We start from the raw sequence: 22,843 nt of genomic DNA on the forward strand, positions 1-22,843 counted from the left end.
TTGAACAACAAGTATAACACAGAGGTGTTTTCTTATGCCTAGAAGAGCTTTCATTTGACAAGAGGAACCCTTGAAGCAGTTTTGTCAGCTAAACCAAAGCTAATCTTAGCCTTGGCTTGTCAGCCTAACAGCATCAAGCCTCTTATCAAATGAAATCGAGGGCTAGCTATAAGCTAGTTAAAACATCTAATTTTTAGGAGGGCTGGGTGGCTAACTTCATTATAGAACTTTCAATATCACATTCGAATCACAATAAATAAAAAAATCTTCCAATTCCCTTGCAAAAATGAAGAAAGTGTGATAACATAGTACGGTATGTAGTGCTAGCACATCCGCTATATTAGATTTAATAGGAGGAAAACACAATGGCTAAAGTATGTTACTTTACAGGTCGTAAGACTGTATCAGGAAACAACCGTTCACACGCGATGAACCAAACAAAACGTGCCGTAAAACCAAACCTTCAAAAAGTTACTGTTCTTATCGATGGTAAACCTAAAAAAGTTTGGGCTTCAGCTCGCGCTTTGAAATCAGGTAAAGTTGAACGCGTTTAATAATAAAAGCAAGGAGACCTCAGGGTCTTTTTCTTTTGACATAGTGAAAAAATCATTTTAAAAGCAGAGTAAATATCCGCTGATACAGTATTCTGCTTTTACACTTGGGCTGAAATATGATAAAATAGAGTATCAACTAGTTGAGGTAAAAAGGATGACTGTAAAAATTAATACAAAAGATGGTCAAATCGAACTAACAGATGAAGTGATTGCAACCGTCGTAGGTGGAGCAGCAACTGAAATTTTTGGTGTGGTCGGTATGGCTAGTAAAAATGCCCTCAAAGATAATTTCCAAGCCCTTCTAGGTAAGGAAAATTATTCCAAAGGTGTCGTCGTAAAGGCAGCCGAAGATGGAAGCATTGCAGTTGATGTGTATACCGTGTTAAGCTACGGAACAAAGATTAGTGAAGTGTCAAAAAACATTCAAGAGCGTGTTGCCTTTAGCTTGGAAAACCAGCTTGGAATTACTGCTCAGACTGTAAATGTCTACATTCAAAATATCAAAGTTGTAGGAGAATAACCGTGTCAAAAATTACTACTAGCTTATTTCAAGAAATGGTGCAGGCTGCATCAACTCGCTTGAATAAGCAAGCTGAATATGTCAATTCATTAAACGTCTTCCCTGTTCCAGATGGAGATACTGGAACAAACATGGGGATGACCATCGAAAATGGAGCTAAAGAAGTTGCAGACAAGCCAGCTTCTACAGTTGGAGAGGTAGCGAGCATTCTTGCTAAAGGGCTTTTGATGGGTGCGCGTGGGAACTCAGGAGTTATTATGTCTCAGCTTTTCCGTGGATTTTCACAAGCCATCAAGGATAAAGACGAGTTAACAGGTCAAGACTTGGCCCTTGCCTTCCAATCAGGTGTTGAAGTTGCCTATAAGGCAGTGATGAAACCAGTTGAAGGAACGATTTTGACAGTTTCTCGTGGGGCTGCTATCGGTGCTAAGAAAAAAGCTGAGCAAACAGATGATGCTGTTGAAGTCATGCGCGCAGTCTTGGAAGGTGCTAAAACAGCTCTAACTAAAACGCCAGACATGCTTCCAGTATTGAAGGAAGTTGGCGTTGTGGACTCAGGTGGTCAAGGATTGGTCTTTATCTACGAAGGTTTCCTTTCTGCCCTTACTGGTGAATATATTGCATCTGAGGACTTTGTAGCGACTCCTGCCAATATGAGTGAAATGATCAATGCAGAGCACCACAAGTCTGTGGCTGGTCATGTGGCGACTGAGGATATCAACTTTGGTTACTGTACTGAAATCATGGTAGCTCTTAAGCAAGGTCCAACCTATGCCAAAGATTTTGACTACGATGAATTCCGTAACTACTTGAATGAACTTGGAGATTCTCTCCTCGTTGTCAATGATGATGAAATCGTCAAAGTCCATGTCCATACAGAAGATCCAGGACTTGTCATGCAAGAAGGTCTAAAATATGGTAGCTTGGTCAAGGTAAAAGTTGACAATATGCGTAACCAACACGAAGCACAGATTGAGAAAGAAACTGCCCAAGTTAGCAAGCCAGCTGAAGAAAAAGAGTATGCTTTGATTGCTGTGGTGGCTGGTAAAGGTCTAGCAGATATCTTCCGTTCTCAAGGTGTGGATTATGTTATCGAAGGCGGTCAAACCATGAACCCTTCAACAGAAGACTTTATCAAGGCTGTTGAACAGGTCAATGCCCGTAACATCATCTTCCTGCCAAATAACAAGAATATCTTCATGGCAGCTCAATCTGCGGCAGAAGTTTTGGAGCAACCAGCAGTAGTGGTAGAGGCTCGCACTCTTCCTCAAGGTTTGACAAGTCTTCTTGCCTTTGATTCAAGCAAGTCCATTGAAGAAAACCAAGAGCGTATGACAGCTGCTCTTAGCGATGTCGTTAGCGGAAGCGTCACAACAGCCGTGCGTGATACAACGATCGATGGTTTAGAAATCCATGAAAACGATAATCTAGGTATGGTGGATGGGAAAATCCTCGTGTCAAACCCTGACATGCACCAAACCTTGGCAGAAACTTTGAAACATATGTTGGATGAAGACAGTGAAATCGTAACCTTCTATGTCGGTGAAGACGGAAGCGAAGAACTTGCCAATGAAATCGCTCAAGAAATCGCAGAAGAATTTGAGGATCTTGAAGTTGAAATCCACCAAGGTCAACAACCTGTTTACCCCTATCTATTTAGTGTGGAATAAGAGCCGATTAATGAAGGACTGAGAAATCAGTTCTTTTTTCTTTTTTAGTAAATGAAAACGGTATCTTTTTAATAAAAACAAAATAACATTCATAAATAAACGTTAAAATAGAAAATTCAGAAAATTTCTTCTTTTCTCTTGAAAATTTTTTAAAAAATGGTATGATAGTAACAAGTTATTTTTAAGAGGAAAGAAAGGGGAACAATGGAGAAAATCAGTTTAGAATCTCCTAAGACGGGTTCGGACCTAGTTTTGGAAACACTTCGTGATTTAGGAATTGATACCATCTTTGGTTATCCTGGTGGTGCAGTCTTGCCTTTTTATGATGCGATATATAATTTTAAAGGTATTCACCACATTCTAGGACGCCATGAGCAAGGTTGTCTGCATGAAGCTGAAGGTTATGCTAAATCAACTGGAAAGTTGGGTGTTGCCGTCGTTACTAGCGGACCGGGAGCAACAAATGCCATTACAGGGATTGCGGATGCCATGAGCGATAGTGTTCCCCTTTTGGTCTTTACAGGTCAGGTAGGGCGAGCAGGGATTGGGAAGGATGCCTTTCAGGAGGCAGACATCGTGGGAATTACCATGCCAATCACTAAGTACAATTACCAAGTTCGTGAGACAGCTGATATTCCGCGTATCATCACGGAAGCTGTCCATATCGCGACTACAGGCCGTCCAGGGCCAGTCGTCATTGACCTACCTAAAGACGTATCTGCTTTAGAAACAGACTTCATTTATTCACCAGAAGTGAACCTACCAAGCTATCAGCCGACTCTTGAACCAAATGATATGCAAATCAAGAAAATCTTGAAGCAATTGTCCAAGGCTAAAAAGCCAGTCTTGTTAGCTGGTGGTGGAATTAGTTATGCTGAGGCTGCGGCAGAATTAAATGAATTTGCAGAACGCTATCAAATTCCAGTCGTAACAACTCTCTTAGGTCAAGGAACAATTGCAACGACTCACCCACTCTTCCTTGGAATGGGGGGGATGCACGGTTCTTTCGCAGCGAATATTGCCATGACAGAGACGGACTTTATGATTAGTATTGGCTCTCGTTTTGATGACCGTTTGACAGGAAATCCAAAGACTTTTGCTAAGAATTCTAAGGTTGCCCATATTGATATTGACCCAGCCGAGATTGGCAAGATTATCAGTGCAGATATTCCTGTAGTTGGAGATGCTAAGAAAGCCTTGCAAATGTTGCTAGCAGAACCGACAGTTCATAACAATACTGAGAAATGGATTGAGAAAGTTACTAAAGACAAGAACCGTGTTCGTTCTTATGATAAGAAAGAGCGTGTGGTTCAACCGCAAGCAGTTATTGAACGCATTGGTGAATTGACGAATGGAGATGCCATTGTGGTAACAGATGTTGGTCAACACCAAATGTGGACAGCCCAGTATTATCCCTACCAAAATGAACGTCAGTTAGTGACTTCAGGTGGTTTAGGAACCATGGGATTCGGAATTCCAGCAGCAATCGGGGCTAAAATTGCTAACCCAGATAAGGAAGTAGTCTTGTTTGTTGGGGATGGTGGTTTCCAAATGACCAACCAGGAGTTGGCTATTTTGAATATTTACAAAGTGCCAATCAAGGTGGTTATGCTGAACAATCATTCACTTGGAATGGTTCGCCAGTGGCAGGAATCCTTCTATGAAGGAAGAACATCAGAGTCGGTCTTTGATACCCTTCCTGATTTCCAATTGATGGCGCAGGCTTATGGTATTAAAAACTATAAGTTTGACAATCCTGAGACCTTGGCTCAAGACCTTGAAGTCATCACTGAGCATGTTCCTATGCTAATTGAGGTAGATATTTCTCGTAAGGAACAGGTGTTACCAATGGTACCGGCTGGTAAGAGTAATCATGAGATGTTGGGGGTGAAGTTCCATGCGTAGAATGTTAACAGCAAAACTACAAAATCGTTCAGGAGTCCTCAATCGCTTTACAGGTGTCTTATCTCGTCGTCAGGTTAATATTGAAAGCATCTCTGTTGGAGCAACAGAAGATCCGAATGTATCGCGTATCACCATTATTATTGATGTTGCTTCTCATGATGAAGTGGAGCAAATTATCAAGCAACTCAATCGTCAGATTGATGTGATTCGCATTCGTGATATTACAGACAAGCCTCATTTGGAGCGCGAGGTGATTTTGGTTAAGATGTCAGCGCCAGCTGAGAAGCGAGCTGAGATTCTAGCGATTATTCAACCTTTCCGTGCAACAGTGGTAGACGTAGCGCCAAGCTCGATTACCATTCAGATGACAGGAAATGCTGAAAAGAGTGAAGCTCTATTACGAGTCATTCGACCATACGGTATTCGCAATATTGCTCGAACGGGTGCAACTGGATTTACCCGTGACTAAAAATCCAACTTAAATTTGTTAAACCAGCCTAAAAGGCAATAAATGATAGAAAAGAGAGAAAAACTATGGCAGTTCAAATGGAATACGAAAAAGATGTTAAAGTAGCAGCACTTGACGGTAAAAAAATCGCCGTTATCGGTTATGGTTCACAAGGACATGCGCATGCTCAAAACTTGCGTGACTCAGGTCGCGATGTCATCATCGGTGTACGTCCAGGTAAATCTTTTGACAAAGCAAAAGAAGATGGATTTGACACTTACACAGTAGCAGAAGCAACTAAATTGGCTGATGTTATCATGATTTTGGCACCAGACGAAATCCAACAAGAATTGTACGAAGCGGAAATCGCTCCAAACTTGGAAGCTGGGAATGCAGTTGGATTTGCTCATGGTTTCAACATTCACTTCGAATTTATCAAAGTTCCTGCGGATGTAGATGTCTTTATGTGTGCTCCTAAAGGACCAGGGCACTTGGTACGCCGTACTTACGAAGAAGGATTTGGTGTACCAGCTCTTTACGCAGTATACCAAGATGCAACAGGAAATGCGAAAAACATTGCTATGGACTGGTGTAAAGGTGTTGGAGCAGCTCGTGTAGGTCTTCTTGAAACAACATACAAAGAAGAAACTGAAGAAGATTTGTTTGGTGAACAAGCTGTACTTTGTGGTGGTTTGACTGCCCTTATCGAAGCAGGTTTCGAAGTCTTGACAGAAGCAGGTTACGCTCCAGAATTGGCTTACTTTGAAGTTCTTCACGAAATGAAATTGATCGTTGACTTGATCTATGAAGGTGGATTCAAGAAAATGCGTCAATCTATTTCAAACACTGCTGAATACGGTGACTATGTATCAGGTCCACGTGTGATTACTGAGCAAGTTAAAGAAAATATGAAAGCTGTCTTGGCAGACATCCAAAATGGTAAATTTGCAAATGACTTTGTAAATGACTATAAAGCTGGACGTCCAAAATTGACTGCTTACCGTGAACAAGCAGCTAACCTTGAAATTGAAAAAGTTGGTGCAGAATTGCGTAAAGCAATGCCTTTCGTTGGTAAAAACGACGATGATGCATTCAAAATCTATAACTAATTAGAAAGCAAAGAATTTTGCTTAAAATAGTAGCTTCAGCTATTCGTGGGATATTAGATATACTTATTTAGGGGTTGAAATCATATGAATATTACCAATTTGTTTTCTATCAAGACAGGATGTAATGAAACTGATAGGCAACTGCAAAAATTATTTTTTCAGTTGGATTTACAATTGGGAGAATTGACAGATCAACTAAGAAAATTAGATTCTAATTTTGTTTCTCGTAGTCAATTTGTAGACACGCTGGATTTGAATGATGTAGAATATAAAGAAGTTTTAAACTATTTTATCTTCCATCGTAATGATAGTGAAGAAAGTTTGGCAGAATGGTTATATGATTGGATTTCCACAAATCGTTATGAACTTCCTAAAGAGTTTTCAATTCGTATGGCTCATAAATATCATGAAAGTGTTGCTGAAGTTTTTGGAGATGAATAACTAAAAAAACAGTCATTAGTGACTGTTTTTTATAGAAAAAGAGGTTTTATATGTTAAGTTCAAAAGATATTATCAAGGCTCATAAGGTCTTGAATGGTGTGGTTGTGAATACCCCACTGGATTACGACCATTATTTATCGGAGAAGTATGGTGCTAAGATTTATTTGAAAAAAGAAAATGCCCAGCGTGTTCGTTCCTTTAAAATTCGTGGTGCCTATTATGCTATTTCTCAGCTCAGCAAGGAAGAACGTGAGCGTGGGGTAGTCTGTGCTTCTGCGGGAAATCATGCGCAGGGAGTTGCCTATACTTGTAATGAGATGAAAATTCCTGCTACTATTTTTATGCCCATTACCACTCCGCAACAAAAGATTGGTCAGGTTCGCTTTTTTGGTGGGGATTTTGTAACCATTAAACTAGTTGGAGATACCTTTGATGCCTCAGCCAAAGCAGCTCAAGAATTTACAGTCTCTGAAAATCGTACCTTTATTGCTCCCTTTGATGATACTCATGTCCAAGCGGGTCAAGGAACAGTTGCTTATGAGATTTTAGAAGAAGCTCGAAAAGAATCGATTGACTTTGATGCTGTCTTGGTCCCTGTTGGTGGTGGCGGTCTCATTGCCGGGGTTTCTACCTATATCAAGGAAACAAGTCCAGAAATTGAAGTCATTGGGGTAGAGGCTAATGGAGCGCGTTCCATGAAAGCTGCTTTTGAAGCTGGTGGACCTGTTAAACTCAAAGAAATTGACAAATTTGCGGATGGGATTGCTGTGCAAAAGGTAGGACAGTTGACCTATGAAGCAACGCGTCAACATGTTCAAACTTTGGTAGGTGTCGATGAGGGATTGATTTCTGAAACTTTGATTGACCTCTACTCTAAGCAAGGGATTGTTGCAGAACCTGCTGGAGCAGCTAGTATCGCCTCTTTAGAGGTTTTAGCTGAATATATCAAGGGGAAAACCATTTGTTGTATCATTTCTGGAGGGAATAATGATATCAACCGTATGCCAGAAATGGAAGAGCGTGCCTTGATTTATGATGGGATCAAACATTACTTTGTGGTCAATTTCCCACAGCGTCCAGGAGCTTTGCGTGAGTTTGTAAATGATATCTTGGGGCCAAATGATGATATCACCCGTTTTGAGTATATCAAGCGAGCTAGTAAGGGAACAGGTCCAGTATTGATTGGGATCGCTTTGGCAGATAAGCATGATTATGCAGGCTTAATTCGTCGAATGGAAGGTTTTGATCCAGCTTATATTAACTTAAATGGGAATGAAACGCTCTATAATATGCTTGTCTGAGGACTAATAAAAAAATATCATATTATTTGCACAACTAATGTATAGGTGTTATAATGATAGTGAAGAAAGGGGGCGATTCCTATGGTTTTAGGAAGCTTATCGTGCTATTTCTACTACAACTCACTATAACACCTATTATTTTCGATTCTGTTTATATTAAGGCGGCAGAATTACTTACTATATATAAGGAAATTTTTTGAAATCCCCAATTGTATATATCCCTAATTTGAGATTTCTCTAAATATAATAGGAATCAAAAAAAATAATCAATGTTTGTGAGATGACTGCTAGGTGAGTTGGTCGAAAAACTCGTGAGATAGACAATAGTGCTAGACATGCAATAGCTAGTGATACTGATTTTAAATGACTAGCTGGAAAGTGGGTATGTAATCAGAAGATGCAAGATTGTACAAAGTAAGTAGTACCGGTTGTGAAATGGATAAGATATAGATAAGGACAGGAAAGGAACCAAAGAAGGAGAAAGAAAACGGAATGATTTAGAGATAGTGAGGAGTGAAAGACTATCTTTAGTGGGCTTGTTGATTTAAAAGGAATAGATAGAATGAAATAGTAAATCCTGTCTATCCTATTAAGAAACTGGTATTCAGCATACGTGAATATTTTTACAAATTTAAAGTTTAATAATGCAATTGTTTTTTAGGAGCATACTGATGGGTTATAGTAAGCGGAAAACTATATATTATCGGCTTTAAAAAGGAAGTAAGAAGATTCTGGGTCATTTATTTTATTGAATATATGTTTTTTTATTGACAAAAGTAGTAAAAACGTATACAATTAAGTATTGTAAAGAAGAAAATAGGAGAAAAACATGGCTAAGTCAAACTTTGAAAAAGTAGAATCAGTTGTTGGCTGGGTTCGTGATAAGAAAATCACAGGCTACCGTATCTCTAAGGAAACGAATGCGCGTGAAATGTCTATCATTGCTCTGGCGCAGGGTCGTGCAAAAGTAAAAAATATTTCATTTGAAACAGCCCTAGGCCTAATTGATTTCTATGAAAAAAATCATGAAAAATTTGAAGATTAATCTTTGGATAACGGCGGATTCTTGACCCTCAAGTAGTAGAGATAGAGAATCTGCCTTTTCATTTTGAGGACAGCAAAAAGACTGCACGGTTGAGGCAGCCTTTTCTTTTTATTTGAGATAGCGTTGAAGGAATTCTTTTGTACGGTCTTCTTTAGGATTGGTGAAGAGATCTTCTGGTTTGCCTTCTTCAGCAATCACACCCTTATCCATAAAGATAACACGGTGAGAGACATCACGGGCGAATTCCATTTCGTGGGTTACGACAATCATGGTCAAGCCTTCCTGAGCCAGATCTTGCATGATTTTGAGGACTTCTCCAACCATTTCTGGATCGAGAGCTGATGTTGGTTCATCAAAGAGAATAGCGTCCGGATTCATGGAGAGGGCACGAGCGATGGCCACACGTTGTTTTTGACCCCCTGAGAGTTGTCTTGGCTTCGCTTGCCAGTAGCGTTCTCCCATGCCGACTTTTTCTAGGTTTTCTTTGGCAGTCTTTTCAGCTTCTGTGCGTTCGCGTTTAAGGACAGTTGTCTGAGCGACAATTGTGTTTTCAAGCACGTTGAGATTTTCAAAGAGGTTAAAGGATTGGAACACCATCCCCAACTTTTCACGGTATTGCGTGAGGTCATAGCCTTTTTCGAGGACATTTTGTCCATGATAAAGGATTTGTCCATCAGTTGGTGTTTCAAGTAGGTTGATGGAGCGTAGGAAGGTCGATTTCCCGCTTCCAGAGCTTCCGATGATAGAGATGACCTCTCCCTTGTGGACAGTCAGAGAAATGTCTTTTAGCACTTCGTTTTGTCCATAGGATTTTTTGAGGTGTTTAATTTCAAGGATTGCTTGTGTCATTATTTCAAATCCTCCGTTTGCATTTGGTTAGCACCTGTAGTATAGGTATCCATGTCCATTCGGCGTTCGATGAAGCGTAGGATACGTGTTACGGTGAAGGTGAGGACAAAGTAAATCACGGCGATGATTGTAAATGTCTGGAAGTATTGATAGGTTTGAGTTGCCACGGTATTTCCTGAGAAATAAAGTTCGACAACAGAGATAACGTTCAATACAGATGTATCTTTGATATTGATGACAAATTCATTACCAGTTGCTGGTAGGATGTTACGGACAACCTGAGGTAGCACAATCTTATGCATGGTTTGGTTATGAGTCATACCGAGTGCAGTCGCGGCTTCAAATTGTCCCTTGTCAACTGCTAGGATACCACCACGGACGATTTCAGTCATGTAGGCACCGGTATTGATTGAAACGATGAAGATAGCAGCTAGTGTACGGTCAAGGTTGATACCGAAAGCTTGGGCAGTTCCATAGTAGATAACCATCGATTGAACGATCATTGGCGTACCACGGAAAATTTCAATGTAGACATTGAGGATCCAGCCAACTAATTTTTGTAGGCTATAAATGGCTTTATTTTCAGATAGAGGAGCAGTACGGAAAACACCAATGGCAAGACCGATAATGAGACCTGTGATGGTTCCGACGATAGAGATTAAAAGAGTGATACCAGCACCACGCAAGAGTTGTTGCCAGTTTTCAGAAAGAATTTTAGCAACTTGGCTAAAGAAACTACTGCTAGTCTCTTCAGTTGTTGTAGCTTCGGCAGGTTGTTCCTTGATCATACGATCCATCAAGGCAACTTGGTCGTCTTTTGAAATGGTTTCAATGCTGGCATTGATTTGGCTAATACGATTGTCATCTTTACGAAGTCCAATGGCGATAGCTGTATCTTCTTCCCCAGTTTTGAAACCTGGTTCTACTTGGACCATCTTGAACTTAGAGTTTGCAGCTTCGGCAGTCAGAGCTTCTGGGCGTTCAGAAACATAGGCATCGATGACACCAGCCTCAAGAGCTTGGCGCATTTGAGCGAAGTCTCCCATGGCTGTTTCTTTTTTAGCACCTGGGATTTGTGAAATCAAGTCATAAAGGTAAACACCTTGTTGAGAAGTGATTTTCGCACCATTAAAGTCATTCAAAGATTTAGCATTTGCGTAGGCAGAATCTTTTTTGATAAGCAAAACTGGTTCGCTAGTGTAGTAACTGCTTGAAAAGGCAATTTCTTGTTTACGCTCGGCAGTAGGACTCATACCTGCGATAATCATGTCAATCTTACCAGAAGTAAGGGCAGGGACTAGACCTTCCCACTTGGTTTTAACAACCAAAGGTTCTTTACCTAAGTCCTTAGCGATTTTCTTGGCGATTTGAACATCGTATCCGTTGGCATACTGGTTGGTTCCATCGATTTTGACAGCTCCATTGCTATCATCATCCTGGGTCCAGTTAAAGGGGGCATATGCTGCTTCCATCCCGATGCGTAAATATTCATCGGCTTGAGCAACATTGACAAGTCCTAGCATCAGCAAGAGACTTGTGAAAATAGATAAGTATATTTTTCTCATGATTTCTCCTATTCTAATCTATTAAAAAATAACTGTCTCCTATTTTATCGAAAAATGCGTAATTTTTCAACATAAGTAAGCCTTTACTTACGAAAAAATGCTATAATGATAAGAAAGATAAAAAGGGGGCTTAGTTGATGAAAAAAACTTTTTTCTTACTGATGTTTGGCTTGTTTTGCCTTCTGCCACTTTCTGTTTTCGCCATTGATTTCAAGATAAACTCTTATCAAGGGGATTTGTATATTCATGCAGACAATACGGCAGAATTTAGACAGAAGATAGTTTATCAGTTTGAGGAGGACTTTAAGGGCCAAATCGTGGGACTTGGACGTGCTGGCAAGATGCCTAGTGGATTTGACATTGATCCTCATCCAAAGGTTCAGGCTGCGAAAAATGGTGCTGAACTAGCAGACGTTACGAGCGAAGTGACAGAAGAAGCGAATGGTTATACTGTGAGAGTCTATAATCCAGGCCAGGAAGGCGACACAGTTGAAGTTGAGCTTACATGGAACTTAAAAAATTTGCTTTTCCTATATGATGACATTGCTGAATTAAATTGGCAACCTTTAACAGATAGTTCAGGGGCTATTGGCAAGTTTGAATTTCATGTAAGGGGAGACAAGGGAGCTGAAAAACTCTTTTTCCATACAGGGAAACTTTTTAGAGAGGGAACGATTGAAAAGAGTAGCCTTGATTATACTATTCGTTTGGACAATCTTCCGGCTAAGCGTGGAGTTGAATTGCATGCCTATTGGCCTCGAACTGATTTTGCTAGCGCTAGGGATCAGGGATTGAAAGGAAATCATTTAGAAGAATTTAATAAGGTAGAAGACTCGATTGTTAAAGAAAAAGAGCAAAGTAAACAACTCCTTACTTGGGTCTTACCTTCGATACTTTCTATCTCCTTGTTATTGAGTGTCTGCTTCTATTTTATCTATAGAAGAAAGACCACTCCTTCAGTCAAATATGCCAAAAATCATCGTCTCTATGAACCACCAATGGAATTAGAGCCTATGGTTTTATCAGAGGCTGTCTACTCGACCTCCTTGGAGGAAGTGAGTCCCTTGGTCAAGGGGGCTGGCAAATTCACCTTTGACCAACTTATTCAAGCTACCTTGCTAGATGTGATAGACCGTGGAAATGTCTCTATCATTTCAGAAGGAGATGCAGTTGGTTTGAGGCTAGTAAAAGAAGATGGTTTGTCAAGCTTTGAGAAAGACTGTCTAAATCTGGCTTTTTCAGGCAAAAAAGAAGAAACTCTTTCCAATTTGTTTGCGGATTACAAGGTATCTGATAGTCTTTATCGTAGAGCAAAAGTCTCTGATGAAAAACGGATTCAAGCAAAGGGGCGTCAACTCAAATCTTCTTTTGAAGAAGTATTGAACCAGATGCAAGAAGGAGTGAGAAATCGAGTTACCTTCTGGGGGCTTCCAGATTACTATCGTCCCTTAACTGGTGGGGAAAAGGCTTTGCAAGTGGGTATGGGACTCTCCACTATCTTGCCCCTATTTATTGGATTTGGTTTGTTCTTGTACAGTTTGGATGTTTATGGCTATCTTTACTTCCTCTTGCCAATACTTGGTTTTCTAGGTTTGGTGTTGGCTGTTTTCTATTATTGGAAGCTTCGACTAGATAATCGTGATGGTGTCCTAAATGAAGCAGGAGCAGAAGTCTACTATCTCTGGACCAGTTTTGAAAATATGTTGCGTGAGATTGCACGATTGGATCAGGCTGAATTGGAAAGTATTGTGGTCTGGAATCGCCTCTTGGTCTATGCGACCTTATTTGGCTATGCGGACAAGGTTAGTCATTTGATGAAGGTTCATCACATCCAAGTAGAAAATCCAGATATCAACCTCTATGTGACTTATGGCTGGCATAGTATGTTTTATCATTCAAGCGCGCAAATGAGCCATTATGCTAGTGTCGCAAATACAGCAAGCACCTACTCCGTATCTTCTGGAAGTGGAAGTTCTGGCGGTGGCTTCTCTGGAGGCGGAGGCGGTGGCAGTATAGGCGCCTTTTAAAGAGAACTGCCACAGACTGAAAAAGTATGCTATAATGGAAGATAGAAAAAAGGAGTAGTCTATGTATCTTATTGAAATTTTAAAATCTATCTTCTTCGGGATTGTTGAAGGAATTACGGAATGGTTGCCGATTTCCAGTACAGGTCACTTGATTTTAGCAGAGGAATTTATCCAATACCAAAATCAAAGTGAAGCCTTTATGTCCATGTTTAATGTTGTGATTCAACTTGGTGCTATTTTAGCGGTTATGGTTATTTACTTTAACAAGCTCAATCCTTTCAAACCGACTAAGGACAAACAGGAAGTTCGTAAGACTTGGAGACTATGGTTGAAGGTCTTGATTGCGACCTTGCCTTTGCTTGGCGTCTTTAAATTTGATGATTGGTTTGACACCCACTTCCATAACATGGTTTCAGTTGCCCTCATGTTGATTATCTACGGGATTGCCTTTATCTATTTGGAAAAGCGCAATAAAGCGCGTGCTATCGAGCCAAGTGTAACAGAGTTGGACAAGCTTCCTTATACGACAGCCTTTTATATCGGTCTCTTCCAAGTTCTTGCCCTTTTACCAGGGACAAGCCGTTCTGGAGCTACAATCGTCGGTGGTTTGTTAAATGGAACCAGTCGTTCAGTTGTGACAGAATTTACCTTCTATCTAGGGATTCCTGTTATGTTTGGAGCCAGTGCCTTAAAGATTTTCAAATTTATAAAAGCAGGACAGCTCTTGAGTTTTGGGCAATTGTTCTTGCTCTTGGTTGCGATGGGAGTAGCTTTTGCAGTTAGTATGGTGGCTATTCGCTTTTTGACCAGCTATGTGAAAAAACACGACTTTACCCTTTTTGGTAAATACCGTATCGTGCTTGGTAGTGTTTTGCTACTTTACAGTTTTGTCCGTTTATTTGTATAAGAAAAACCTTGAAGGGGCAGCTCTTCAAGGTTTTAAAATCCAGTCAGGGTAATCCCCAATAGGCGGACACCTCTTTCTTTCTCGCTTAACTCTTCATAGAGTTGCAGGGCTATTTGGCTTATCTGACTAGCATCCTGTGTTTTTTGAGCAAGACTTTTTCGTTTAGTAAGAGTTGAAAAGTCCTCGTAGCGGATTTTCAAAATGACAATTTTTCCAGCTTTTTCTTGCTGATGTAGATTGAGAGCGACTCTTTCTGATAGAAGAGTCAGCTCTTTTTTGATGTCTTCCTCAGCACGGAGAATCTTCCCATAGGTTTTCTCCTTCCCGATTGATTTACGGATGCGATTGGATTTGACTGGGGAATTGTGGATGCCACGAGCCTTTCGATACAGGTCATAACCCAGTCTACCAAAACGGTCTATCAGAGTCACTTCAGGAACTTCAAGTAGGTCAGCGCCAGTAAAAACACCCATTTGATGCAGACGTTCTACCGTCTTTTTTCCTACTCCATGAAACTTGGAAATATCCATTTGTTTGAGAAAATTCTCAGCTTGCTCAGGTAGAATCACTGTCAGACCATGTGGTTTTTGATAATCACTGGCCATTTTAGCTAAGAATTTGTTGTAAGAAACGCCAGCAGAAGCAGTTAGATGGAGTTCTTGCCAGATATCCTCTTGAATGAGACGAGCGATTTTGACCGCCGACTTGATCCCGAGTTTATTTTCTGTCACATCCAAATAGGCTTCGTCAATGCTCATAGGTTCAATCAAATCTGTATAGCGCTTAAAGATAGATCGAATCTGGAGTCCCACAGATTTGTATTTCTCATAATTTCCTGAGATAAAGACGGCCTGGGGACAACGTTCGTAGGCTTTCTTGGAGCTCATGGCTGAATGGACACCAAAAACTCGAGCCTCATAGCTACAAGTGGAAACGACACCACGTCCACCTGTTTGCCGAGGGTCGCTTCCGATAATGACAGGTTTTCCTCTGAGTTTAGGATTATCCCTGATTTCTACCGCAGCAAAAAAGGCATCCATGTCAATATGGATGATTTTTCTTGACAAATCATTTAATAAGGGGAAAATCAACATGCCTAGCACCTTTTTACAGCTTATTTTCTTTTATTATACCCTTTTTTCTGAAAAAAGGAAAAAAGGGTATAATTTTTTCAAAAATATAATACAGTTTGGAGTAAAATATAGACTGTTTTAGAAAAGAAAGTGTAAAAATAGGGATTTTTCGTTTGTTGAAATCGGTTACTGTATGGTATACTTAACTCATGAATGTAACAGATGGTTGTTACTAGAAAGAAAAAAGAGGACATTAACATGGTTGTTAAAACAGTTGTTGAAGCACAAGATATTTTTGACAAAGCTTGGGAAGGCTTCAAAGGCGTAGATTGGAAAGAAAAAGCAAGTGTATCACGCTTTGTACAAGCTAACTACACACCTTACGATGGAGACGAAAGCTTCCTTGCAGGACCAACAGAACGTTCACTTCACCTCAAAAAAATTGTAGAAGAAACGAAGGCACACTACGAAGAAACTCGTTTCCCAATGGACACTCGTCCAACATCTATCGCTGACATTCCAGCAGGATTTATCGACAAAGAAAATGAAGTTATCTTCGGTATCCAAAACGATGAACTCTTCAAATTGAACTTCATGCCAAAAGGTGGTATCCGTATGGCTGAAACTACTTTGAAAGAAAATGGATACGAACCAGATCCAGCTGTTCACGAAATCTTTACTAAATACGTAACAACAGTTAACGACGGTATCTTCCGTGCCTACACTTCAAACATTCGTCGCGCTCGTCACGCACACACTGTAACTGGTCTTCCAGATGCATACTCACGCGGACGTATCATCGGTGTTTACGCACGTCTTGCTCTTTACGGTGCAGACTACTTGATGCAAGAAAAAGTAAACGACTGGAATGCAATTGAAGAAATCGATGAAGAAACAATCCGTCTTCGTGAAGAAATCAACCTTCAATACCAAGCATTGCAACAAGTTGTTCGCTTGGGTGACCTTTACGGAGTTGACGTTCGCAAACCAGCGATGAACGTTAAAGAAGCTATCCAATGGGTTAACATCGCCTTCATGTCTGTCTGCCGTGTTATCAACGGTGCTGCTACATCTCTAGGTCGTGTGCCAATCGTATTGGATATCTTTGCAGAACGTGACCTTGCTCGTGGTACATTTACTGAATCAGAAATCCAAGAATTCGTTGATGATTTCGTTATGAAACTTCGTACAGTTAAATTTGCTCGTACAAAAGCTTATGATCAATTGTACTCAGGTGACCCAACCTTCATCACAACTTCTATGGCTGGTATGGGTAACGACGGTCGTCACCGTGTTACTAAGATGGACTACCGTTTCTTGAACACTCTTGATAACATAGGTAACTCTCCAGAGCCAAACTTGACAGTTCTTTGGACTGATAAATTGCCATACAACTTCCGTCGCTACTGTATGCACATGAGCCACAAACACTCTTCTATCCAATACGAAGGTGTAACAACAATGGCTAAAGACGGATATGGTGAAATGAGCTGTATCTCATGCTGTGTGTCTCCACTTGACCCAGAAAATGAAGAACAACGCCACAACATCCAGTACTTCGGTGCGCGTGTAAACGTATTGAAAGCCCTTCTTACTGGTTTGAACGGTGGTTACGACGATGTTCACAAAGACTACAAAGTATTTGACATCGAACCAATCCGTGACGAAGTTCTTGAATTTGAATCAGTTAAAGCTAACTTTGAAAAATCTCTTGACTGGTTGACTGACACTTACGTAGATGCTTTGAACATCATCCACTACATGACTGATAAGTACAACTACGAAGCTGTTCAAATGGCATTCTTGCCAACTAAACAACGTGCGAACATGGGATTCGGTATCTGTGGATTTGCCAACACTGTTGACACATTGTCAGCTATCAAATACGCTACAGTTAAACCAATCCGTGATGAAAATGGCTACATCTACGATTACGAAACAATCGGTGAATACCCACGTTGGGGTGAAGATGACCCACGTTCAAACGAATTGGCAGAATGGTTGATCGAAGCTTACACTACTCGTCTACGTAGCCACAAACTTTACAAAGACGCAGAAGCTACTGTATCACTTTTGACAATCACATCTAACGTTGCTTACTCTAAACAAACTGGTAACTCACCAGTCCACAAAGGTGTATACCTCAACGAAGATGGTTCTGTGAACTTGTCTAAACTTGAATTCTTCTCACCAGGTGCTAACCCATCTAACAAAGCTAAAGGTGGATGGTTGCAAAACTTGAACTCACTTTCTAGCCTTGACTTTAGTTACGCAGCTGACGGTATCTCATTGACTACACAAGTATCACCTCGTGCTCTTGGTAAGACTCGTGACGAACAAGTTGATAACTTGGTAACAATCCTTGATGGTTACTTTGAAAACGGTGGACAACACGTTAACTTGAACGTTATGGACTTGAACGATGTTTACGAAAAGATCATGTCAGGTGAAGATGTTATCGTACGTATCTCTGGATACTGTGTAAACACTAAATACCTCACTCCAGAACAAAAAACTGAATTGACACAACGTGTCTTCCACGAAGTCCTTTCAATGGATGACGCCTTGGATGCATTGAGCTAATCAAGTTTTTGAATAATGAAATAAGGAACCCTCGGTCAAACGACTGAGGGTTTTTGATTTTAGGCTCTTAAATTCTTTAGTACTCTTCGAAAATCTCTTCAAACCACGTCAGCTTGATCTGCAACCTCAAAGCGGTGCTTNNTTTCATTGAGTATAAGTCAGGCACTAAAATGTCTGACCAGGATTCAAAGATACTTGTAGAGTTGGGGGAGGTACTTGAAAATAAAAACACCACACTTTGTAAGACACAAGGTGTGGTTGTATTTTATCTCTTAGACCAAGTTCTCTTCATAAAGAGAAGTAAGATAGGATAAATCTCCAAGCGGCCTGCAATCATTGCAAAGGAGAGGAGGATTTTTGAGATAGGACTAAAGATTGCGAAACTAGAAGTGGTTCCTAGAATAGGCCCAATATTATTGAAACAGCTAAAGACAGCGCTGGTCACGATCAGAAAATCATTGCTATCTAGGCTGACAATAAAGATAAGTGCTAGCAAAATCATAGCATAGATGACAAAGTACTTGAGAACCTTATGCTGGGTATCTTTGTCAATCACCGTTTGATTCACATGGAGAGTCAAAACACGGTGGGGGGATAGGATTGACAAAATCTGGTTTTTGGCAATTTTTGAAAGGATGAGGCCTCGAATAATCTTGAGTCCACCTGCAGTTGATCCAGCAGAGCCACCGATTGCCATGAGGAAGAGGAGGATAAACTGGGAGAAGAGGGAGCAATTGGTAATGTCTCCATATCCAAAACCAGTTGTTGTAATGATGTTGGAAACCTGGAAGAAGTCCATTTCAAAGCTCTTGGAAAATCCTGGGTAGAGATAGAGGGTATTAAGGCTGATCAAGGCTGTAGAAACCAGTACGATGACCAAATAAGCCCGAAGTTCTTCATCTCCAAAGAAGGCTTTGACGCGACGGAGTATGAGGTAGTAGTAAAGGTTGAAATTTACCCCAAAAACCAGAACTCCGATACTAACCAGATAGGTAATTAGTGAACTGCCATAGTGGGCAATTCCGTCGTTATAGACGGTAAAACCTCCTGTACCTGCTGTTCCCATAGCAATGACAAAACTATCAAATAGTGGCATGCCAGCCAGATAATAGATGATGACAAAGAGGGAGAAGAGAGCTAGATAAAGGAGATAGAGAATCTGGGCAGTATTTTTGAGTTTGGATACAACCTTACCGAAAACAGGGCCAGGAACCTCGGCCTTCATCACCTCTAGGTGGCTATTTTTGGCATTATCCATAATAGCAAGTGCAAAAACAAGCACTCCCATCTCTCCAATCAAGTGGGTAAAACTTCGCCAGAAGAGGAGGGAACGGCTGAGAACCGAAACGTCGTTCAAAATACTTGCTCCAGTAGTTGTAAACCCAGAACTGATTTCAAAAAAGGCATCAATAACGCTGGGGATTTGCCCAGCAAAGACAAAGGGGAGAGCGCCAAAGAAGGACCAAAGGATCCAACAGAGGGCCACAATCAAGACTCCCTCCTTGGCATAAATCCGTTGATTTTTTGGCTTCTGTAAACTCCCTGAACCGCCTAACAATACGAGAATCCCTATGGTCGAAAAGAGGGCTGTAAAGACTTGGCTCGATTCACGGTAATAGACAGCAATCGCAACAGGAACCAAAAGGAGAACAGCTTCAATCAAAAGTAATTTTGAAAGGAGGTAGCGAATCATACTTTTATTCATTTCTTACCTCGCAATCAAGTCATAAATCTTAGTGATATTCGGCAACAAGGTTGTTACTAGGAGCTTGTCTCCAACTTCCAACATATCCTCCCCAGTTGGGAAAATCGTTTTGCCCTTTCGAATGATAGCTGCAATAAGAACCCCTTTTTTCAATTTCAGTTGAGAAAGAGGTTTGGCAGTCATTTTATTGGCTTCCTTGATATGGAATTGCAGGGTTTCGATTTGGCCATTGGCTAGATGGTGCATGGCTTGAAGGTCTGAATACTGGGCATTAACTCGACCACGAATAAAGTGCATAATCGTATCTACAGCGATGCTTTTAGGTGTGATGATACTTGAAAAATCAGGCGCATTGATAATCTCGAGGAGACTGGTACGATTGACCTTAGTAATATTTTTCTGTACACCTACCCTGTCAAGGAACATAGATGTAATCAGATTTTCCTCATCGACTCCTGTTAGAGTCGCAACGGCATCATAGTGTTGAGCACTTTCTTCCAGCAGGATATCTTGTGCGGTACCATCTCCTTGAACGATGTAGAGGTTTGGGAATTTCTCGCTAAAGAAGCTAGCGATTTCAGGATTGATTTCAATGACTTTTGTATCGATACGACTATCTTTGAGAATACCAAGTAGATAATAGGCAATTCTACCTGCCCCAACGATGAGAAGGCTCTTCACGGCGCGTGATTTAAAATAATTATGGAAGAGTATCATATCGACACGGTTACCAGTGACAAAGATTCTATCTTTATCCTGTACAGTCATGTCACCGCTTGGAATGATAATTTGATGATTCCTCTCTATCGCACAGACAATGACATTACCAAATTTTTTACGAAAATCAGAAATGGGCATTTGGCAAAGACCGCTGGTGGACTTGACGACAAATTCCATGAGGCTAACGCGTCCACCAGCAAAGCGTTCGACAGACAGGGCGTTGGGGAAGTCAATGATATTGGCGATAGCACGGGCAGCCAAGAGCTCAGGATTAACGATAAGAGAAAAACCGAGAATATTCTTTTCCTTGAAATAAGAGTTAGAATATTCAGGGTTCCGCACCCGAACGATAGTTTCTTTAGCTCCCATTTTCTTGGCTAGAACTGCTCCAATCATGTTGACTTCATCGTGCTCAGTCAGGGCGATAAAGATATCACAATCTTGGACGCTGGCTTGCTCAAGAATGGCAAAATCGCCCCCGTTACCAAGGATGCCAATGATATCAAAGCGACTGACAATATGATTGAGAACAGCTTCGTCTTGCTCAATCAGCAAAACATCATGCTTTTCTGCAACCAAGGAGCGACAGAGGGCAAAACCAACTTTTCCCCCTCCGACAAGGATAATTTTCATAATAAAACCTACTTTTTCATGATGTAACTATCATATCCTTTTTCAAAAAAATGCACCTACTAGCTAATAAGAAGAGCTTTTAGTAGGACATTTGCTATAAGGTAAAACTATACCCTAACCAATTGAAATAGCTATTAGCACCTTTCTCTGAAATATGGTATGATAAAGGGTATGCAAGGAGACAAAATGAATAATAATTTACTGGTACTACAATCAGACTTTGGTCTGGTTGATGGTGCGGTATCGGCTATGATTGGAGTGGCTTTAGAAGAGTCTCCAACATTAAAAATTCATCACTTGACGCACGATATCACGCCTTATAATATTTTTGAGGGTAGTTACCGTCTCTTTCAGACGGTGGATTACTGGCCTGAGGGAACGACTTTTGTATCGGTTGTCGATCCAGGTGTCGGCTCGAAACGTAAGAGTGTGGTTGCCAAGACTGCAAACAATCAATACATTGTCACGCCAGATAATGGGACTCTTTCTTTTATCAAGAAACACGTTGGTATTGTAGCCGTTCGTGAAATTTCTGAGGTAGCTAATAGGCGTCAAAACACAGAGCATTCTTATACTTTCCACGGTCGTGATGTCTATGCCTATACTGGTGCTAAACTGGCCAGTGGTCACATTTCTTTTGAGGAAGTGGGGCCAGAGCTCAGTGTGGATCAGATTGTGGAACTTCCAGTCGTAGAGACCATTATTGAAGATCATCTGGTGAAGGGAGCCATTGATATTCTGGATGTGCGTTTTGGTTCGCTTTGGACCTCTATTACGCGAGAAGAATTTTACAAACTGGAACCAGAATTTGGTGACCGTTTTGAAGTGACCATCTATCACGCTGATATGCTGGTCTATCAAAATCAGGTTGTTTATGGCAAATCATTTGCAGATGTGAGAATTGGGCAACCCATCCTTTACATCAACTCTCTCTATCGTTTAGGTCTGGCTATCAACCAAGGTTCCTTTGCCAAGGCCTATAATGTAGGTGTCGGTTCATCTTGGACCATTGAAATAAAGAAAATAGAATCATAAAATAGGAGAATATAGATGAAAAATCAATCAATTAAACAAGTTGTTGCTGTAGGAATTGGCGCTGCCCTCTTTGTCGTCATCGGGATGATCAACATTCCGACCCCTGTTCCAAATACAAGCATCCAGCTTCAGTATGCGGTACAAGCGCTACTTTCTATTATTTTTGGACCGATTATCGGTTTGCTTGTCGGGTTGATTGGTCATGCAATCAAGGACTCTCTTGCTGGTTACGGTCTGTGGTGGACTTGGATTATCGCTAGTGGGCTCTTTGGTCTAGCTGTGGGGCTATTTAGAAAGTACGTTCGCGTGATCAATGGTGTCTTTGACTGGAAAGATATTCTTATTTTTAACCTCATTCAACTACTTGCAAATGCCCTTGTTTGGGGTGTCTTGGCACCACTTGGAGATGTTGTAATTTATCAAGAAGCTGCAGAAAAAGTATTTGCCCAAGGAATTGTTGCGGGAATTGCTAATGGTGTATCTGTAGCTATTGCAGGAACTCTTCTCTTGCTTGCCTATGCAGGAACTCAAACTCGTGCAGGAAGTTTGAAAAAGGACTAAAATGATGGAGAAGGCTGGGCAACCAGTCTTTTTCGATGTTTATAGATTAGTTAGGCAAGTAAGCTAGGATAGGAATCTTTTTGGCGCTAAGATTTTAAGAGAAGAGACTGCAAGAAGGGGTAGATTTATGATAAAATAGAAGTCTAATACTCTGCGAAAATCTCTTCAAACCGCGTCAGCTCTATCTGCAAC

At 40.8% G+C, this 22,843-nt stretch carries 19 protein-coding genes; 14 read left to right on the forward strand and 5 right to left on the reverse strand.

All coding sequences use genetic code 11. The features are described 5' to 3' along the window. Nucleotides 1-365: 365 nt before the first annotated feature. The 9 genes from rpmB (at nt 366) to HT723_RS07580 (ending at nt 8,993) form a co-directional block, all read left to right on the forward strand. Nucleotides 366-554, forward strand: a complete 189-nt coding sequence (gene rpmB / locus HT723_RS07540; protein ID WP_001140948.1) for a 50S ribosomal protein L28 — start codon at nt 366-368, stop codon at nt 552-554. A 154-nt stretch (nt 555-708) separates the two neighbouring features. Further along, nucleotides 709-1,074: an Asp23/Gls24 family envelope stress response protein gene (locus tag HT723_RS07545; protein WP_000216436.1), complete on the forward strand. Its 366-nt coding sequence runs from the start codon at nt 709-711 to the stop codon at nt 1,072-1,074. 2 nt (nt 1,075-1,076) lie between these two features. Then, nucleotides 1,077-2,744: a DAK2 domain-containing protein gene (locus HT723_RS07550; RefSeq protein ID WP_172934954.1), complete on the forward strand. Its 1,668-nt coding sequence runs from the start codon at nt 1,077-1,079 to the stop codon at nt 2,742-2,744. Nucleotides 2,745-2,948: 204 nt separating this feature from the next. Further along, nucleotides 2,949-4,649, forward strand: coding sequence for an acetolactate synthase large subunit (locus HT723_RS07555; RefSeq protein ID WP_000411733.1), 1,701 nt, complete (start codon nt 2,949-2,951; stop codon nt 4,647-4,649). Further along, the gene (gene ilvN, locus HT723_RS07560) at nt 4,642-5,118 is read left to right on the forward strand and encodes an acetolactate synthase small subunit (protein WP_001253803.1); all 477 of its coding nucleotides are present in this window, start codon (nt 4,642-4,644) and stop codon (nt 5,116-5,118) included. The genes HT723_RS07555 and ilvN overlap by 8 nt, the downstream gene beginning before the upstream one ends. A gap of 65 nt (nt 5,119-5,183) precedes the next feature. Continuing rightward, nucleotides 5,184-6,206 (forward strand): ketol-acid reductoisomerase, encoded by a 1,023-nt coding sequence (gene ilvC, locus HT723_RS07565; protein ID WP_000290683.1) that lies wholly within the window; start codon nt 5,184-5,186, stop codon nt 6,204-6,206. An 84-nt stretch (nt 6,207-6,290) separates the two neighbouring features. Continuing rightward, nucleotides 6,291-6,647, forward strand: a complete 357-nt coding sequence (locus HT723_RS07570) for a ketol-acid reductoisomerase (protein WP_172934955.1) — start codon at nt 6,291-6,293, stop codon at nt 6,645-6,647. A 50-nt stretch (nt 6,648-6,697) separates the two neighbouring features. After that, on the forward strand, nt 6,698-7,948 hold the full coding sequence (gene ilvA / locus HT723_RS07575; protein ID WP_000952969.1) for a threonine ammonia-lyase IlvA: 1,251 nt from the start codon (nt 6,698-6,700) through the stop codon (nt 7,946-7,948). 829 nt (nt 7,949-8,777) lie between these two features. Then, a complete protein-coding gene (locus HT723_RS07580; protein ID WP_001130036.1) occupies nt 8,778-8,993 on the forward strand; it encodes a hypothetical protein in 216 nt (71 codons plus the stop codon). Between the two features lie 108 nt (nt 8,994-9,101). Here HT723_RS07580 and HT723_RS07585 read toward each other — a convergent pair whose 3' ends face one another. Further along, a complete protein-coding gene (locus tag HT723_RS07585; RefSeq protein ID WP_000189488.1) occupies nt 9,102-9,842 on the reverse strand; it encodes an amino acid ABC transporter ATP-binding protein in 741 nt (246 codons plus the stop codon). Then, nucleotides 9,842-11,407 (reverse strand): ABC transporter substrate-binding protein/permease, encoded by a 1,566-nt coding sequence (locus tag HT723_RS07590; protein WP_172928069.1) that lies wholly within the window; start codon nt 11,405-11,407, stop codon nt 9,842-9,844. Before HT723_RS07590 ends, HT723_RS07585 begins: the two co-directional genes overlap by 1 nt. A gap of 137 nt (nt 11,408-11,544) precedes the next feature. Between HT723_RS07590 and HT723_RS07595 the strand changes: the two genes are divergently transcribed. Further along, nucleotides 11,545-13,434: a DUF2207 domain-containing protein gene (locus tag HT723_RS07595; RefSeq protein WP_172934956.1), complete on the forward strand. Its 1,890-nt coding sequence runs from the start codon at nt 11,545-11,547 to the stop codon at nt 13,432-13,434. 61 nt (nt 13,435-13,495) lie between these two features. Next, nucleotides 13,496-14,341, forward strand: a complete 846-nt coding sequence (locus HT723_RS07600; protein WP_172934957.1) for an undecaprenyl-diphosphate phosphatase — start codon at nt 13,496-13,498, stop codon at nt 14,339-14,341. 32 nt (nt 14,342-14,373) lie between these two features. On the opposite strand, the gene dinB is transcribed toward HT723_RS07600, so the two are convergent. Then, on the reverse strand, nt 14,374-15,435 hold the full coding sequence (gene dinB / locus HT723_RS07605) for a DNA polymerase IV (protein WP_172934958.1): 1,062 nt from the start codon (nt 15,433-15,435) through the stop codon (nt 14,374-14,376). Nucleotides 15,436-15,672: 237 nt separating this feature from the next. On the opposite strand from dinB, the gene pflB reads away from it, so the two are divergent. Beyond that, nucleotides 15,673-17,997 (forward strand): formate C-acetyltransferase, encoded by a 2,325-nt coding sequence (gene pflB, locus HT723_RS07610; RefSeq protein ID WP_138705103.1) that lies wholly within the window; start codon nt 15,673-15,675, stop codon nt 17,995-17,997. A 265-nt stretch (nt 17,998-18,262) separates the two neighbouring features. On the opposite strand, the gene HT723_RS07615 is transcribed toward pflB, so the two are convergent. Further along, complete coding sequence (locus tag HT723_RS07615; protein ID WP_172934959.1) at nt 18,263-19,702, reverse strand: TrkH family potassium uptake protein; 1,440 nt, start codon at nt 19,700-19,702, stop codon at nt 18,263-18,265. 3 nt (nt 19,703-19,705) lie between these two features. Beyond that, on the reverse strand, nt 19,706-21,055 hold the full coding sequence (gene trkA / locus HT723_RS07620) for a Trk system potassium transporter TrkA (RefSeq protein WP_172934960.1): 1,350 nt from the start codon (nt 21,053-21,055) through the stop codon (nt 19,706-19,708). Nucleotides 21,056-21,241: 186 nt separating this feature from the next. On the opposite strand from trkA, the gene HT723_RS07625 reads away from it, so the two are divergent. Then, nucleotides 21,242-22,090, forward strand: a complete 849-nt coding sequence (locus HT723_RS07625) for an S-adenosyl-l-methionine hydroxide adenosyltransferase family protein (protein ID WP_023937107.1) — start codon at nt 21,242-21,244, stop codon at nt 22,088-22,090. 15 nt (nt 22,091-22,105) lie between these two features. Beyond that, on the forward strand, nt 22,106-22,651 hold the full coding sequence (locus HT723_RS07630) for an ECF-type riboflavin transporter substrate-binding protein (RefSeq protein WP_000795930.1): 546 nt from the start codon (nt 22,106-22,108) through the stop codon (nt 22,649-22,651). Nucleotides 22,652-22,843 lie beyond the last annotated feature (192 nt).

The sequence above is a fragment of the Streptococcus sp. 2106 genome, assembly GCF_013277315.1.
Classification (GTDB): Bacteria; Bacillota; Bacilli; order Lactobacillales; family Streptococcaceae; genus Streptococcus; species Streptococcus pseudopneumoniae.

Coding starts and splice junctions, on each gene's coding strand:
- HT723_RS07555 (WP_000411733.1), top strand. CDS start 2,949: ATGGAGAAAATCAGTTTAGAATCTCCTAAGACGGGTTCGGACCTAGTT.
- HT723_RS07625 (WP_023937107.1), top strand. CDS start 21,242: ATGAATAATAATTTACTGGTACTACAATCAGACTTTGGTCTGGTTGAT.
- HT723_RS07545 (WP_000216436.1), top strand. CDS start 709: ATGACTGTAAAAATTAATACAAAAGATGGTCAAATCGAACTAACAGAT.
- HT723_RS07600 (WP_172934957.1), top strand. CDS start 13,496: ATGTATCTTATTGAAATTTTAAAATCTATCTTCTTCGGGATTGTTGAA.
- HT723_RS07590 (WP_172928069.1), bottom strand. CDS start 11,407: ATGAGAAAAATATACTTATCTATTTTCACAAGTCTCTTGCTGATGCTA.
- HT723_RS07630 (WP_000795930.1), top strand. CDS start 22,106: ATGAAAAATCAATCAATTAAACAAGTTGTTGCTGTAGGAATTGGCGCT.
- ilvC (WP_000290683.1), top strand. CDS start 5,184: ATGGCAGTTCAAATGGAATACGAAAAAGATGTTAAAGTAGCAGCACTT.
- HT723_RS07580 (WP_001130036.1), top strand. CDS start 8,778: ATGGCTAAGTCAAACTTTGAAAAAGTAGAATCAGTTGTTGGCTGGGTT.
- HT723_RS07570 (WP_172934955.1), top strand. CDS start 6,291: ATGAATATTACCAATTTGTTTTCTATCAAGACAGGATGTAATGAAACT.
- HT723_RS07615 (WP_172934959.1), bottom strand. CDS start 19,702: ATGAATAAAAGTATGATTCGCTACCTCCTTTCAAAATTACTTTTGATT.
- ilvN (WP_001253803.1), top strand. CDS start 4,642: ATGCGTAGAATGTTAACAGCAAAACTACAAAATCGTTCAGGAGTCCTC.
- HT723_RS07585 (WP_000189488.1), bottom strand. CDS start 9,842: ATGACACAAGCAATCCTTGAAATTAAACACCTCAAAAAATCCTATGGA.
- rpmB (WP_001140948.1), top strand. CDS start 366: ATGGCTAAAGTATGTTACTTTACAGGTCGTAAGACTGTATCAGGAAAC.
- dinB (WP_172934958.1), bottom strand. CDS start 15,435: ATGTTGATTTTCCCCTTATTAAATGATTTGTCAAGAAAAATCATCCAT.
- trkA (WP_172934960.1), bottom strand. CDS start 21,055: ATGAAAATTATCCTTGTCGGAGGGGGAAAAGTTGGTTTTGCCCTCTGT.
- HT723_RS07595 (WP_172934956.1), top strand. CDS start 11,545: ATGAAAAAAACTTTTTTCTTACTGATGTTTGGCTTGTTTTGCCTTCTG.
- pflB (WP_138705103.1), top strand. CDS start 15,673: ATGGTTGTTAAAACAGTTGTTGAAGCACAAGATATTTTTGACAAAGCT.
- ilvA (WP_000952969.1), top strand. CDS start 6,698: ATGTTAAGTTCAAAAGATATTATCAAGGCTCATAAGGTCTTGAATGGT.